Genomic DNA, 15,125 nt, shown 5'->3' with positions numbered 1-15,125 from the left:
TGCTGGTGGCGCTGCCCCTGACACTGGCCGTGGTGCTCACCGTGCCGATCGGCGGCATCGGGTTCATGCTGCTGCCGCACTGGCTCGGAGCTTCGAGGCAGCGGCCTCGTCCACCCAGAACACGGTCTTCTCCGCGCCGCGGGCCCCGGCCACCGGAGCCTCGTCGACACTGCCCCCGGCCAGCCCCAGGCGCACCGCCTCGGCCTTGCCCTCGCCCGAGGCCAGCACCCACACCTGGCGGGCCGCGCGGATGGACGACAGCGTCAGCGTGATCCGCTCGGCAGGGGGTTTGGGTGAGTCGCGCACCGCGGCCACGGACGCCTCGTCCTCGCGCACCGCGGACAGCCCCGGGAACAGGGACGCCACGTGCGCGTCGGGGCCGACCCCCAGCAGGCACACGTCGAACCTGGGCACCGGGCCCTCGCCGCGCGCCGCCACCGCCAGCTCCCGGCCGTACCGGGTCGCCGCGTGCTCCACCTGGCCGCCGTCCAGCCCGTCGGAGGCGGGGATCGGGTGCACCTGGTGCGTCGGGACCGGGATCGCGTCGATCAGGGCCCTGCACGCCTGGGTCTCGTTGCGCTCGGGGTCCTTGTCCGGCAGGTACCGCTCGTCCCCCCACCACAGGTGCACGTGAGCCCAGCTGACCCCGGCCTCGTTGGCGTGGTCGCGCACCGACTCCAGGGCCCGGATACCGATCCCGCCCCCGGTCAGGACGAGGTGGAAGTCACGCTTGTCCGACTCGGCCTGGACGATCATGTTGACCAGCCTCAGCGCGAGGCTGTCGGCCAGCCCCGCGGCGTCCGCGTGGCGGACGATCTCCGGTTCGCTCATCCTCATGCTCCGCTTCCCGTGAGCAGCGGCCCCAGGTGATGGGCCGCGCTCTCGTACGTCTCGTCGGCGTCCAGGCGGCGCAGCTCCTCGGCGAGCGCCAGCGCGGCGCCGCGCCGTGCCAGCGCCACCGTCTGGTCCGGCTGCCCGAACCGCGACAGCGTGGCCACCCTGCCGTCCACCCGGGAGACCGCGATGTCCCCCTCCGAGGTCGTCAGCCGGACCTCGGTCAGGCCGGGACCGTGGGAGGTGGCGCGTTCCACGGGCACCTCCAGCCGGTCGGACAGCCACGCCGCCAGTAGTTCGGCGCTCGGGTAGTGCGACTCGGCCGTCACCCTCGCCGAGTTCACCCACCCGCACGGCTGGTCCATGGCGCTGGCCAGGAGCGAGCGCCACGGTGTCAGCCGGGTCCAGGTCAGGTCCGTGTCCCCCGGACGGTAGTGGGCTACCCGTTCCACCAGGTCCCGCAACGGCTCGGGGGCGCGCAGCGCGTCGGTGATGCGGCGCTGGGCCAGGCGGCCCACCGGGTCGGTGGCCGGGTTGGCGGGGCCCACCCCGGGCCACCACGCCACCACGGGGGCGTCGGGGACCAGCAGGGGTGTGACCACCGAGTCCGCGTGCTCTCCGAGCGGCCCGTACAGCCGCAGCAGTACGGCCTCGCCCGGACCGGAGGTGCCCGGCCTGCGGATCTCGGCGTCGATGGCCGGTTCGGCGTCGGGGTCGCGCCGGATCAGTGCCACCACACGCGAGGGGTGCTCGCGGCCGGCCTCGGTGGCGGCGCGCACGGCGTCGTAGTGGTCGGCCTCGTCAGTGACGATGACCAGGGTCAGCACCATGTTCATGGCGCCGCCGCCGACGCTGAGCCGCTCGGACATGAGCGCCTCGGTGATCTGCGAGGTCGTGGTGCGCGGCAGGTAGAGCGTCATGGGTTCCTCTCCGCGTGGGCGTGGCTGGTCACGGGCGCCGCCACTGGCGGCCGTCCCTGGCGAGCAGGTTCTCGGCCGACTCCGGGCCCCAGGTGCCCGAGCCGTACTGCTCGGGCTGCCCCGACTTGGCCCAGTACTCCTCGACCGGGTCGAGGATGCGCCAGGAGAGCTCGACCTCCTCCTGGCGCGGGAACAGGGGCGGGTCGCCGATGAGCACGTCCAGGATGAGCCGCTCGTAGGCCTCGGGGCTGGCCTCCGTGAAGGACTGCCCGTAGGTGAAGTCCATGCTCACGTCACGGACCTCCATGCTCGCGCCGGGCACCTTGGAGCCGAAGCGCAGCGTGACGCCCTCGTCCGGCTGGATGCGCAGCACCAGGGCGTTCTGCCCCAGTTCGCTGACGTCGGTGCGGGGGAACATCTGCTGTGGGGCGGCCTGGAAGACCAGGGCCACCTCGGTCACCCTGCGGCCCAGCCGCTTGCCGGTGCGCAGGTAGAAGGGCACCCCCGACCAGCGGCGGGTCTCCACCGCCAGTTTCAGCGCCGCGTAGGTCTCGGTCACGGAGTCGGAGGGGATGCCCTCCTCCTCCAGGTAGCCGCGCACCGCCGCGCCGCCCTGCCAGCCCGCGGCGTACTGGCCCCGGGCGGTCCCCGCCCCCAGGTCCTCCGGCAGCGACACCGAGGCCAGGACCTTCTCCTTCTCGGCGCGGATCGCGTCCGCGCTGTAGGAGATCGGCTCCTCCATGGCGACCAGGGCCAGCAGCTGCAGCAGGTGGTTCTGGATGACGTCGCGGGCCGCGCCGATCCCGTCGTAGTAGCCCGCGCGACCGCCCACGCCGATGTCCTCGGCCATGGTGATCTGCACGTGGTCCACGTAGCTGCGGTTCCACAGCGGCTCGAACAGGGTGTTGGCGAAGCGCAGCGCCAGGATGTTCTGGACCGTCTCCTTGCCCAGGTAGTGGTCGATGCGGAACACCGACGACGGCGGGAACACGTCGTCCACCACCGCGTTGAGGTCCTGTGCGCTCCCCAGGTCGTGGCCGAACGGCTTCTCGATCACCACCCGGCGCCAGGGGGCGACCCGCAGGCCCCCCTCCGTCGCGGGAGCGTCGTCCTCGCCGGGTTCGGCCAGCCCGGACCGCTTGAGCTGCTTGACGACCGTCGGGAACAGCTTGGGCGGCAGCGAGAGGTAGAACGCGTAGTTCCCCCCGGTGCCGCGCACGGTGTCCAGCTCGCGCACGGTCTCCGCCAGGCGGTCGAACGCGTCGTCGTCGTCCAGGTCGCCCTGCACGAACCTGACACCCTCGCTGAGCTGGCGCCACACGTCCTCGTGGAACGGCGTGCGCGCGTACTTGCGCACCGCCTCATGCGCCTGCTCGGCGAAGTCCTGGTCCTCCCAGTCGCGGCGGGCGAACCCCACCAGCCCGAAGCCCGGCGGCAGCATCCCCCGGTTGGCGAGGTCGTAGATGGCGGGCATGAGCTTCTTCCTGGCCAGGTCGCCCGTGACACCGAACAGCACCAGCACGCTGGGTCCGGCGATGCGGGGCAGTCTGCGGTCCAGGGCGTTGCGGAGCGGGTTGGGTACCGCTCCGGGCATCACCGGTTCTTTCACAGGTGCCTTCCTTCTGAGAGTGGCCGGTGGGTGTGGCTGGGCGCCCGCACCCGCACCTTCGGGTGCGGGCGCGGGGCGGTGACGGGGACCGGGTCAGGGCGCGGGCGGCGCCCCCCGGGGCGGGCCCCCGGGGAGGCGCTCAGACGGAGGCCTCCAGCTTGTCGGTGAGGCCCTTGAGCAGGCTCTCCCACGAGGCGACGAACTTGGCCACGCCGTCCTTCTCCAGGTGGCCGAACACCTCGGTCAGGTTCACGCCGGCGGCCTCCAGGGCCGCGAAGTCGGCGTGGGCCTGCGCGTAACTGCCGAGCACGGTGTTACCGGAGATCACCGCGTGGTCCCCGGTGGCGTCCAGGGTGGCCTGCGGCATCGTGTTGACGGTGTCGCGCGCGACCAGCCCGGTGACGTAGAGGGTGTCCTCGTAGGCGGGGTCCTTCACACCGGTGGACGCCCACAGCGGGCGCTGCGGCTTGGCGCCGAGCGACTCCAGGGCCTTCCACTCCTCGCTTTCGAGCACCTGCTCGTAGGCCTGGTAGGCCAGGCGGGCGTTGGCGAGCGCGGCGCGGCCGAGGAGGGCCGTGGCCTCCTCGGTGCCGATCGCCCTCAGCCGCTTGTCGACCTCGGTGTCCACACGGCTGACGAAGAACGACGCCACGGACTGGATCCGGGAGAGGTCGTGGCCGTTCGCGCGGGCCAGCTCCATGCCCTCCAAGAACGCGTCCATCACCTGGCGGTAGCGCTCCAGGGAGAAGATCAGCGTGACGTTGACGCTGATGCCCATCCCCAGCACCCGGGTGATCGCGGGCAGGCCCTCGGCGGTCGCGGGGATCTTGATCATCAGGTTGGGGCGGTCGACGAGCCACCACAGCGCCTTGGCCTCGGCGACCGTGCGCTCGGTCTCGCGGGACATGCGCGGGTCCACCTCCAGGGAGACCCGGCCGTCCACGCGGTCGGTGGCGTCGTACACCGGGCGCAGGGTGTCCGCCGCCCAGCGGATGTCGTAGGCGGTGAGCATGCGTACCGCCTCCTCGACCGAGACACCGCGCGCGGCGAGTTCGCGCACCTGCTCGTCGTAGGCGTCGCCCTCGGACAGCGCCTTGTCGAAGATGCTCGGGTTGGACGTGACGCCGACGACCTGGTGGGTCGACATCAGGTCGGTCAGGTTGCCCGTGCGCAGCCGTGTGCGGCTGATGTCGTCCAGCCAGACGGACACACCGGCCTCGGACAGGGTCTTGAGTGCGTTGGTCATGCTGTTCGCGCCTTCCTCACGGGCGGTGCCGTGTTTTTGGGGCTTCGCTTCGCTTCGCCTGTGTTCGGGCGCCCGGTAGGGCAGGAACCTTCGGTACCTGCGGTGCGATGGCTCGTTCCTCGCGGTCTCACCTTCGGTCCCTCCAGAACCCTGCCGGCGCCCTCACCACAACCCCGGGGTTGGTGTGGTTCGTGTGCGGGCCGGGTCCCGCCGGAAGGCCCGGCGGGACCCGCCTTGTCAGCGTCCGGCCCTGGCGACGCTCTTGTGAGCGGCGTCCACGACGGCCTCGGTGGTGAAGCCGAACTTCTCGTACAGGGTCTGGTACGGGGCGGAGGCACCGAAGTGCTCCAGGCTCACCGACTCGCCGGCGTCGCCGACGTAGGCGCGCCAGCCCATGGCGATGCCGGCCTCCACGGAGACGCGGGCGCGCACCGACGACGGCAGCACGCTCTCGCGGTACTCCTCGCTCTGGTCCTCGAACCACTCCACGCACGTCATGGACACGACACGGGTGGGGGTTCCGGCCTCCTCCAAGGCCTTGCGGGCCTCCACGGCGATCTGCACCTCGCTGCCGGTCGCCATCAGGATGACCTCCGGGGTACCGCCGGTCGCCTCGGCCAGCACGTAGCCGCCCTTGACGGCCTCCTCGGCCGGGGCGTACTCGGCCCGGTCCAGGACGGGCACGTTCTGCCGGGTCAGGGCGAGGGCGGCCGGGCGGCCGGAGTTCTCCATGATCGCGCGCCACACGACGGCGGTCTCGTTGGCGTCGGCCGGACGGATCACGTCGAGGCCCGGGATGGCGCGCAGCGCCCACAGGTGCTCGACCGGCTGGTGGGTGGGGCCGTCCTCGCCCAGGCCGATGGAGTCGTGCGTCCACACGTAGGTGACCGACAGCTTCATCAGCGCGGCCAGGCGGACCGCCGGGCGCATGTAGTCGCTGAACACCAGGAAGGTGCCGCCGTAGGGGCGGGTCGGGCCGTGCAGGGCCATGCCGTTGAGGATCGAGCCCATGCCGTGTTCGCGGATGCCGAAGTGCAGCACGCGCCCGTACGGGTTGCCGGGGAACTTGCTGCTGGCCCGCTCGAACGGCAGGAAGGACGGCTCGCCCTTGGGCGTGGTGTTGTTGGATCCGGCCAGGTCGGCGGAACCGCCCCACAGCTCCGGGAGCACCGGGGCGAGGGCCGAGAGCACGTCACCGCTGGCCTTGCGGGTGGCGACGCCCTTCTCGCTGGGCTCGTAGGTGGGCAGTGCCTCCTGCCAGCCCTCGGGGAGCTTGCCCGAGACCAGCCGGTCGAACAGTTCGCCGTGCTCGCCCGCACCCTGGCGCCACGCCTCGAAGGAGGTCTCCCACGCGGCGCGGGCCTCGCGGCCCCGCTCCAGGGCCTTGCGGGTGTGCTCGATGACCGCGTCCTCGACGCCGAACGGCTCGTCCGGCAGGTCGAGGAGGCGCTTGGTGGCGGAGATCTCGTCGGGGCCCATCGCGGCGCCGTGGACCGCGCCGGTGTTCTGCGCGTTGGGCGCGGGCCAGCCGATGACGGTGCGCAGCTTGATGAAGGTGGGGCGCTCGGTCTCGGCCTTGCCGCGCAGGACCGCCTGGTAGAGGGCGTCGATGTCCTCCACGTACGAGCCGGTGGAGGTCCAGTCGACCTCTTCGACGTGCCACCCGTAGGCGCGGTAGCGCGCGGCGACGTCCTCGGAGTGGGCGATACGGGTGTCGTCCTCGATGGAGATCTGGTTGTCGTCCCAGATCATGATGAGGTTGCCCAGGTTCTGGGTCGCGGCCAGGGCGCTCGCCTCGTGGCTCACGCCCTCCTGGACGTCGCCGTCGGAGCAGAAGGCGTAGACGTGGTGGTCGAAGGGGCTCGCGCCGGGGCCCGCGTCGGGGTTGAACAGGCCGCGCTCGCGGCGGGCCGCCATGGCCATGCCGACGGCGTTGCCCACGCCCTGGCCGAGGGGGCCGGTGGTGGTCTCCACGCCGGCGGTGTGGCCGACCTCGGGGTGGCCGGGGGTCAGACTGTCCCACTGGCGCAGGGACTTGAGGTCGTCCAGGCCCAGGCCGTACCCGGCCAGGTAGAGCTGGATGTACAGGGTGAGACTGGAGTGGCCGATCGACAGGACGAACCGGTCCCGGCCGACCCACTCGGGGGCGGCGGGGTCGTGGCGCATGACCTTCTGGAACAGCAGGTACGCGGCGGGCGCCAGGCTCATCGCGGTGCCGGGGTGTCCGTTACCCGACTTCTCTACCGCGTCCATTGCCAGTGCCCTGACCGTGTTGACGGCGCGGAGGTCGAGGTCCGACCACTCCAGGGATTGCGGGGTGTGGGCGTTCACGGACTTTCGTTCTCCTTCTCGGGCACCCGTTGCGCCCGGTGTCCGGGCGGGGTGCGTCGGTTGCGTTGGTCGTCGGCGGCGCCGGGCACCCCGGAACGGCCCGCCGGAGGGACGGGTCCGAGGGGGAGTGCGGGAGGGCGGACTGCGCTGCGGTTGTCAAGGCGCGGACGTGTCGTCCGCGGTGCCCCCGGCGACGGCCGCCGCGGCCGGGAGACCACGACAGGTTCGGCCGTGTTCGAGCCTATCGTCCGCAACCGGGGATGTCGCTGCCCGACACCTCTCATTACCCGTTGGTAACACCCCTGGTTCGGTGGGGCACGGGCCCTGTCCCGTAGGGGGTCCGTGCCCGGGGGAGCCCGGCGCGTGGCAGGCTGGATGCGCGACAGGGCGTGTGCGAACCTTCTGTACACCCGGCTGGCCCGTGCGCGAGACACGGCCCCGAGACCAGGGCCTTTCGTTGGGAGGGGGCTGGTCATCGTTCCCCGCGAGGAAGTACTACAGTATGTCGTTGACGGGGTTTCCGCCGTTCCTGACGCTTTGTCGGTCCGCTCGACCCCGCGCGGCGAGCAGTGTCGAAATTCCGAGAGTTGTCGAGGTATCCGCGTGTCTGAAACCGAGCCGGTACCCCCTGTGGGGACGCGAGCGAGCCATCCGGCCGTGAGGACGCGGCACTGATGGCGCTCACGAACCGCGTACCGGGCACCACCCCCGACGGACACGAGCCCGAGGCCTCCCGCAAGGCCACCCCGGGCGAGTACGTCAAGGCCTACGTGGCGCTCTCCAAGCCCCGCGTCATCGAACTCCTCCTCATCACCACCATCCCGGTCATGTTCGTCGCCGCCGGGGGCGTGCCACCGCTGTGGACCGCGTTCGCCACCCTGCTCTTCGGCGTCATGTCAGCGGCCAGCGCGAACGCGATGAACTGCTACATCGACCGCGACATCGACCGTGAGATGCGTCGCACCCGGCAGCGCCCCGGTGCGATGGACCTGGCGACCCCCCGGGGCGCCCTCACCTACGGACTGCTGCTCGCGGTCGGTTCCACGGTCGGGTTCGCCCTCTTCGTGAACATGCTCGCGGCCGCCCTGTCGGTCTTCGCGATCCTGTTCTACATCCTCGTCTACACGATGCTCCTCAAGCGGCGCACGGCCCAGAACGTCGTCTGGGGCGGTATCGCCGGGTGCATGCCGGTGCTGATCGGCTGGTCGGCCGTCACCAACAGCCTGGACTGGGCGCCGTTCATCCTGTTCCTGGTCGTGTTCTTCTGGACGCCGCCGCACACCTGGACACTGGCCATGCGCTACCGGGAGGACTACGCGCAGGCCAAGGTGCCGATGCTGCCCGTGGTCGCCAGCGACCGCCGCGTGCTGCTGGAGTGCGTCCTCTACAGCTGGGCCACCGCGGTCGTGTCGGTCATCTTCTGGCCCGTCGCGGGCACCACCTGGTTCTACGGCGCGGTCGCCGTCGTCCTGGGCGCACTGCTGGTGTTCCAGGCGCACCGCCTGCTCAGCCGCTCCCGTGCGGGCGTCACCGGCGCCCAGCTCAAGACGATGGGCTTCTTCCACCTGTCCAACGCCTACCTGGCGCTGCTGTTCGTCGGGGTCACCGTCGACCCGTTGATCGCGAACGCTCTGGGCTGAGCCCCCGTCCGACGACCACGTGGCGCTCTCCCCTTCCGAGGGGGAGAGCGCCACAGTGCTCTCCGGTCCCCGCGTGCCCTGGGCGTTCCGGCCCTACCGGCGGTGGGCCTCCGCCAGGAAGCATCCGTACTCGACCGCGCGCATGTGCACCAGCGCCACCTCGGGATCGGCGAGGACCTCGCGCAGCAGCCCGTCCACCTCGGCGGCGCGCTCCATCGGAAGCTCCACCAGCCTTCCGCCGAGGATGTGCCCCCTGGCGTGGTACGAGCGCAGCACCCGTCGTGCTCCGTGCAGGGCGGTGGGGTAGCCGGGGCCGTCGACGGGGCCGCCGCATTCCCCGGCGTGGACGAAGACCGGTCCGCACTCGTCGTAGGGGCCGGGGTCGGCGCCCGTCCGCGCCGCCCAGCGCCGCAGAGGTGCGTAGGACACGAGCATGATCTGCTCGCCGGGTGCGCTGCGGCGCAGACAGCAGCGCATCGGGGAACCGCCCCCGTGGTCGGTCCGGGCGAGAGGGGCGCGCCCCGCGTCGTCGCGTTCACGCAGTGTTTCTACAACCTCCGGGGCGATGGCCCGGACCTCATGGGTTGTGCTCATGGCCCCAGCCTCCCCCGTCGGGCAGACACGCGCTGGCGGGAATCGGACCTTGCTTTCACGGCCCGGACACGGGTTCGGGACACTGTGTGTCCCGGTGGGGTATCGGCGGTTTTGCCGCACTGTGTTCCCAGGTGTCACAGGTCACCGCTATAACCTCAACCATGGCAACGACTTCCCCACCCCCTGCCGCCGACCTGGTCTGGACCGACGGCCCGGACGGTTACACGCTCGCCCTCGACGGCACCGCCCTCGTGTGCCGCAACGCCAAGGGCCGCAGGCTCAAGAGCGTCCCCAAGAAGGTGCGCGAGTCCGGTGAGGCCGAACACCTGCGCGGCATCCTGCTGTGGCTCGAACGCCACGAGCGCGAGTGCGTCGAACGGGTCGAGTCCTGGCTCCTGGGCTCCCTCCCCGTGCCCGCCACGGTGATCGCCCGCGTCTGGGCCGATCCCACCTGGTGCGAGCTGCTCACCGACCTCTTCGTCGTTCCCGCCGACGGTGGTGAGGGCGGATTCCTGCGCGGGGTGGACGACCGGGGCAGGATCGGCGTCATCGACCTCGACGCCGAGAGCGCCTGGCTGGACACCGACCGGGTCGTGCCCGCCCACCCCGTCCTCATCGAGGACCTGGACGACGTCCGCGAGTTCGCCCTCGAACTCGGCATCACCCAGCGCCTGCCGCAGCTCACCCGCGGGATCCACCGCAAGCCCGCCACGGTGAAGGCCGACGCCACCTCCGTCGAGGACTACTCCGGCGGGGAGTTCGAACAGCTGCGCCACGCCACCGGGCGCGCACAGCGCCACGGTTTCACCGTTCGCGGGGGCTACGCCGTCTGCCGCGTCACCGAGGAGGGCCGCCCCGTCCAGGCCCGCTACTGGATCGGCTCCGACGCACCCGACTACGCGACGGAGACCGGCCGGCTCCTGTGGGTGGACGGTGACGAGCGCCCCCTCCGCCTCGGCGACGTGGGCCCCATCGCCTGGTCCGAGGGCATCCGCATGGCCGAGCTGATCCACGCGGGCCGCAAGAACACCGAAGAGGAGACGACGCAGTCGTGACCACCACCCCCCACACCGGCCTCCTCGACGCGGGCCTGGCCCCCCTGGACACCCCGGCCGACGGCGCCACCGACGCCGTCCGTGCCCGCGCCTACACCCACCACCTGCTCGGCGGGCGCACCGTCGTGCGGCTGGTCCCCGACACCCTCGCCCCCGCCGAGGACGCCGCCCTGGACTTCCTCGGATTCGCCGTGGAGGACGCCTCCGAACCCCTCGCGCTCACCCGCCCGCGCGGCCTCGGCTACCCCGAGTGGGCCCTGGTCAACGACCCCGGGCGCCGCACCGAGGCCCTCGCCCTGGTCCGCCCCATGGAACGCGCCGCCCGCATGGCCGCGAACCGCCCGGGACCGGCCTCCGACGAGTTCGCGCGCATCGCCGAGGACGCGCCCCTGCACCACCTGCCCTCCTACTGGGAGCAGGCCGGGCGCGCCTTCGTCGCGGCGGGCAACGCCCGTATCGCCGCCGTCATGTTCGGCCGGGCCCGCGAGGCCGAACGCGTCTACAGCCTGCCCGTGGACGAGGAGACCCGCAGGGAGGCCTTCCTGGAGTTCGCCTTCGCCGGAGCCCTCACGGTCAAGGCCCTGGCCGGACACGCCACCGAACTCACCCGGCGCTACGAACCCGACCGCGCCTACGCCGAGTTCCGCGAGCTCAGCGTCCGCCGGTCCCTGGGCGGGCTACCGCCCTGGACCGGCCTGCCCGCGCAGGTGCGCGCCCTCGCCAAGGCCGCCGGGCTCGACCCGGCCGCCGAGGAGGCCGCCGTCCTGCGCGAACTCCTGGGGGTCCCCGCCACGTCCTCGGCGCCCCAGGGCTTCTGGAAGGCGGTGCGCCCGAGCCTGGTCGCCCTGGGCCGCTCGGACGAGGACGTGGCCCGCGACCTGCTCGGCCTCTTCGTCTCCGGTGAGACCGCGTTCCAGGACTGGTGGCTGGGGATGCTCGACGACGCCGGGGCCCTCGACCTGCTCGCCGACCCGGCCCAGCCGGTTCCGGGCGGTGCCGCGTCCTGGCTCTCCCGGATGGTCTCCCACTGCCGGGGAGGCTGGCACCGGACCATGCCCTCGCGCCTTCCGGACCTGGTGCCGCGTGTCGCCGACCGGCTCAGGGCCGACGGTGAGCCGGTCCGCCTCGGCGGGAACGGGTCCCGCTTCCACGGGGACATCTCCCCGACACTGCTCGACCTGTGCCTGGAGCTGGGCGTCCCCCTCCACCCCCCGGGCCGGGGGGCCCTGAACCTGGAGGCCTGGGTGAGGGGCCGGGAGGGCAGGACCCGGCGCGACCTCGCCCACGTGCGGGCCGATCCCGTGTGGGAACCCGTGCTGGCCGCCTCCGTCGCGGGGTACGGGCAGTCCCACGGCCGGGAGCTGGACGACCTGCTGCCCTACGACTACCTGCACCCCTACGTGGACCGGCGGCTGGGCGCCCTCGTCGAGGCCATGCCCGGTACGCCGCTGGCCCAGCTCGGCCTCCACCTGGAGCACCTCACATCCGAGGTCAGGGGCGACGCCTTCCGGACCTTCCCCCGACGCCTCGCCCAGCTGGAGTCCGTCGACGTCGCCGGGGCGTTCGCCACCACCCTGCGTGCCGGGATCGTCGGGGAGTACTCCTGGGACGCGCTGGAGGAGGCGGCCCGCGAACTCGGGGCGACCGGTACCGGCAAGGGCCCCGGGATCACCGGTATCGCCAGCTGGCCCGTCCTGACCCTGGCCTCCAGGGCCAAGGCGATCGCCGTGGGTCCGCAGGGCCGGGTCGCCGAGCACGCGCCGCGCCTTCCCCCCGGGGCCAAGGACGTCCGGGCCATGTACGCCGACGGAGCCCTCCTGATCGCCTACCGCGTCGACTACGACGAGTACGGCTACTGGTCCACCGACCCCGACACCGTCCTCCGGTTCTCCGGTTACGGGAGCGCCGTGCACTCCTGGCGCATGGGCGGGGGGAGCAACGGAGGGGCCCAGCTCACCGCGGACGGAGCCCGTATGGGCGGCCATCGCGCGATCCGGGCGGGAGACGACCCGGGCCCGCGCGACCGGCACGTCCTCAGCGACGGCCACACCTACTGGACCCGGGACCGCGGCACCCTGCACGAGATCGACCCCGCCACCGGCGATCAGGGCCGTGCCAGCCTTCCCGCCTTCCTGGAGCAGCAGTCCACGGCGCACGGGGAACAGCTGATCCCGCACGCCTGCACCCTCGGCCCCCTGAGCGAGCCCACGGAGGGCTCCCCCCTGGGTGGGACCGACGGGATCGCCGGGTTCGCGGTCCTCGAACTCGCCCCGGTCGAGGGGGGACCCACCCACCGGATCACCGCCCCCGACGGGCGCTCGGTGGAGGTGCGCGTACCGGAGAGGCGGGGCCGCTACGCGTACGGCTTCGCCCACGGCACGCCGAGCGCCCTGTTCACCGCGCCGGGCGGTACCACCCACGGTCTCAGCAACGCCAAGGGCGCCACCCTCATCGCGGCCGACGGATCCGGCCAGATCTGGAGCTGCCACACCGGCACCGCCTGCGAGTGCACCGCCAAATGGGGCGTCCCCTACCTGCCCGACCCCGTGTTCTGGCACTTCATGACGGTGCGTGACGCCCGCGCCTCCGCACGGCTGCGCCGTGTGGCCGCCGACGAGCTGGGCCCGCTCCTGGAAGCCGCCGAGTCGGAGCGCCGCACGACCCCGCCCGCGGACATCGAACGCACCCCCAAGGCCGCCGCCGCGCTGCTGTCGGAGGACGGGTCCACCCCCCACGAGAGCCTGGTGTGGGGCGTTGCCGGGTTCGCGCACGCGGCCGCCGAGCTCCGCGGTGCACTGGACGAGTACCTGACCGGCATCCGCCGCACCGTGCAAAGCGCGCCGCGCGAGCCCGAGTCCGAACCCCTGGCCCGCGGGCTGCACCGCTTCCTCCCCTCCCGGGACAGCAGCGACAGCGACGTCAGGGCCCACATCGAGGCCACCGACGGGTTCCTGCGCGGGCGGACCGGCGCGCAGGAGATCGCGAACCGCCCCCGCGCCAGCGCCGACTGGAGCGCACTCCTTGGCCGGATCGGCCTCCTGGCCTGGCACGCCGCCCTCCCCACCACCGCCGAGGACGAGCGGGCCGCGCTCGTGGACTTCCTGCGGCGGTGGTCGGCCACCCTCTTCGCCGACCGCGACGCCACCGTGGAGACCGGGAGGATCGTCGGAGGGGAGGAGTTCGCGCCCCTGAGCGGGGCGCGGTCCCGACGCGTCGGACTGGGAGTCCCCACGTGGATCGCGGACCAGGAGGCCTGCTTCGGCAAGCGCAGGACGGTGCACACCTTCGTGGAGGCCCGCACGGGCCGGGCCCTGCCGGTGGAGCCCCCCGAGATCGAGTACCAGCGCCGCCGCGTCGACCTCCTCTGGGGTGACGCCGGCCAGCTCACCGCGTTCGCCGACGCCGTCGCCGCCCACGGCCCGATCCCCTGGGACCCGGAGTCCGCCGGGATCGTGGCCGAGCGCACCGGCCTGGTCGCCGAAGCCGCGGCACTGGTGCTGTGCGCCCTCCAGGGCTCCGACGCCAACCGTCTCCCGGCAGGGACGCGCACGGCCCTGGGGATCTCCGCGGCCGGGGCCGGCCTCGCCGCGCAGGAACTGCGCGGCCTCACGGGCGAGGACCTGCTCGACCTCTACGGCGAGGCCCTGCCCCGGACACCGGAGGGCATCGCCGCCCTGTGGGCTCCGGGCGGCACCGCCGGGGTCGCCGAACGCCTCGCCCAGGCGTGGAACGACCGCTTCGGACGGCGACCGGCCCTGCCGGAGTCCACCCTCGCGGCGTTCCAGGCCGCGAAACTGGACCGGGTCGACCTCCAGCGGCTGCGCCTCCTGGCCGACCACACGGGGGAGGAGTCCCTGACCCGGGACGCCGTCTCCCAGCTGACGTCGCGCAAGGGGAACCACCGGGACTTCACGGAGATCGTCCACACGCCGGAGGCGACGGCGGGGCTGGCGGCGGTCCTCGTCGACCTCGCCCACCTCATCCCGTGGGCGTACGCCGAACTCCCCGCGGGGGACCCGGTCCGCGACGGCGTCCCCGCCGTGCTGGCCGCCGTGCGGGAGCGGTTGAGGGCCCCCGGGCTCCTGCTCAGAGCGGGTTCCCTGTGGGCCACCGACCCCGCACGGCACCTGGAGGCCGTGGGCGGCGAGCCCTACCGGGACGCCAAGGGCGCCACCCCGTTCCCGAAGAGCGCGGACAACGGCGTGGCCGTGCTGACCGTGGGCGGCCACAGCGCGCTGGAGGTGTGGTTCCGCCCGTCGAGACTGGGCGCGGACGTCCACTCGCAGGTCCTGCGGAGCCTCGTCGCAGACGAGTCGGCCTACGCCGGCCAGGGGGTCCTCAGGGAGGTCGAACTCCTGCTCGGTGCGGACTTCACGTCCCTGGCCACGCGGATCTCCTCCACGGGACAGGCCGACGGCGCGCAGGAGTACGATCCGGCCGCGTCCGCGCCCGGGGTGCTGGCGCAGGCCCGGGCCGAACTCGGCCTCTCCCACGACGCCACCCGCCTCTACCTCCAGCTGCTGACCCTGCTCGAACCCACCGACCGCAGGATTCGCGCGGTCAACGGGTGGACGCCCGCCCGCCACAAGAAGGCCCAGGCGGAGCTGGTGGCGACGGACCTCGTCCTGGCGGCCAAGCGCTCCAGGGCCGGGCGTTCGGTGTTCGTACCGGGCGTGTGGACCGACGCCAAGGCGCCCAACCTTCCCTACGAGGCCTGGAAACAGCCGATGTACGGCCTCACGGGCGGGGAACGCCGCCTGCCCTCGGGGCGTCTGGTGCGGTTCCACGCCCTCCGCCCCCTGCCCGACCTCTTCGCCGAGGCCTGGGGGTGATTATGAGTCTGGTTCGGGGCCGGCCAGGAGCAGTCGGGTGAGCGGCCGTGCCCCCGCGCTCTCC

9 protein-coding genes are annotated in these 15,125 nt (G+C 72.8%); 3 read left to right on the top strand and 6 right to left on the bottom strand.

Annotated features, from left to right (window positions below; genetic code table 11):
• Positions 1 to 63 precede the first annotated feature (63 nt).
• The 5 genes from pgl to tkt all read right to left on the bottom strand — a co-directional run bounded on the left by pgl (position 64) and on the right by tkt (position 6,940).
• Positions 64 to 831 carry a 6-phosphogluconolactonase gene (gene pgl / locus ACFWTE_RS17845; RefSeq protein WP_378780600.1) on the bottom strand — a complete coding sequence of 256 codons (768 nt, stop codon included), beginning with the start codon at positions 829 to 831 and terminating at the stop codon, positions 64 to 66.
• A 2-nt stretch (positions 832 to 833) separates the two neighbouring features.
• Positions 834 to 1,754 carry a glucose-6-phosphate dehydrogenase assembly protein OpcA gene (locus ACFWTE_RS17840; RefSeq protein WP_378780598.1) on the bottom strand — a complete coding sequence of 307 codons (921 nt, stop codon included), beginning with the start codon at positions 1,752 to 1,754 and terminating at the stop codon, positions 834 to 836.
• 28 nt (positions 1,755 to 1,782) lie between these two features.
• A complete protein-coding gene (gene zwf, locus ACFWTE_RS17835; RefSeq protein ID WP_378780599.1) occupies positions 1,783 to 3,348 on the bottom strand; it encodes a glucose-6-phosphate dehydrogenase in 1,566 nt (521 codons plus the stop codon).
• A gap of 154 nt (positions 3,349 to 3,502) precedes the next feature.
• Positions 3,503 to 4,609 carry a transaldolase gene (gene tal / locus ACFWTE_RS17830; protein ID WP_378780597.1) on the bottom strand — a complete coding sequence of 369 codons (1,107 nt, stop codon included), beginning with the start codon at positions 4,607 to 4,609 and terminating at the stop codon, positions 3,503 to 3,505.
• Between the two features lie 237 nt (positions 4,610 to 4,846).
• Positions 4,847 to 6,940, bottom strand: a complete 2,094-nt coding sequence (tkt, locus tag ACFWTE_RS17825; RefSeq protein ID WP_378780596.1) for a transketolase — start codon at positions 6,938 to 6,940, stop codon at positions 4,847 to 4,849.
• A gap of 674 nt (positions 6,941 to 7,614) precedes the next feature.
• Here tkt and ACFWTE_RS17820 point away from each other — a divergent pair.
• On the top strand, positions 7,615 to 8,580 hold the full coding sequence (locus ACFWTE_RS17820) for a heme o synthase (protein WP_378780595.1): 966 nt from the start codon (positions 7,615 to 7,617) through the stop codon (positions 8,578 to 8,580).
• A gap of 93 nt (positions 8,581 to 8,673) precedes the next feature.
• Here ACFWTE_RS17820 and ACFWTE_RS17815 read toward each other — a convergent pair whose 3' ends face one another.
• A complete protein-coding gene (locus tag ACFWTE_RS17815; RefSeq protein WP_378780594.1) occupies positions 8,674 to 9,174 on the bottom strand; it encodes a DUF1203 domain-containing protein in 501 nt (166 codons plus the stop codon).
• Between the two features lie 161 nt (positions 9,175 to 9,335).
• Between ACFWTE_RS17815 and ACFWTE_RS17810 the strand changes: the two genes are divergently transcribed.
• Positions 9,336 to 10,229, top strand: a complete 894-nt coding sequence (locus ACFWTE_RS17810) for a DUF4132 domain-containing protein (protein ID WP_378780593.1) — start codon at positions 9,336 to 9,338, stop codon at positions 10,227 to 10,229.
• Positions 10,226 to 15,061, top strand: coding sequence for a hypothetical protein (locus ACFWTE_RS17805; protein WP_378780592.1), 4,836 nt, complete (start codon positions 10,226 to 10,228; stop codon positions 15,059 to 15,061). Before ACFWTE_RS17810 ends, ACFWTE_RS17805 begins: the two co-directional genes overlap by 4 nt.
• Positions 15,062 to 15,125 lie beyond the last annotated feature (64 nt).

This window comes from Nocardiopsis sp. NPDC058631, from assembly GCF_042716955.1.
Lineage (GTDB): Bacteria > Actinomycetota > Actinomycetes > Streptosporangiales > Streptosporangiaceae > Nocardiopsis.
The sequence above is the reverse complement of the archived record's forward strand: the minus strand, read 5'-3'. Positions and strand labels throughout refer to the sequence as shown.

Coding starts and splice junctions, on each gene's coding strand:
- tal (WP_378780597.1), bottom strand. CDS start 4,609: ATGACCAACGCACTCAAGACCCTGTCCGAGGCCGGTGTGTCCGTCTGG.
- ACFWTE_RS17820 (WP_378780595.1), top strand. CDS start 7,615: ATGGCGCTCACGAACCGCGTACCGGGCACCACCCCCGACGGACACGAG.
- zwf (WP_378780599.1), bottom strand. CDS start 3,348: ATGCCCGGAGCGGTACCCAACCCGCTCCGCAACGCCCTGGACCGCAGA.
- ACFWTE_RS17840 (WP_378780598.1), bottom strand. CDS start 1,754: ATGACGCTCTACCTGCCGCGCACCACGACCTCGCAGATCACCGAGGCG.
- ACFWTE_RS17810 (WP_378780593.1), top strand. CDS start 9,336: ATGGCAACGACTTCCCCACCCCCTGCCGCCGACCTGGTCTGGACCGAC.
- pgl (WP_378780600.1), bottom strand. CDS start 831: ATGAGCGAACCGGAGATCGTCCGCCACGCGGACGCCGCGGGGCTGGCC.
- ACFWTE_RS17815 (WP_378780594.1), bottom strand. CDS start 9,174: ATGAGCACAACCCATGAGGTCCGGGCCATCGCCCCGGAGGTTGTAGAA.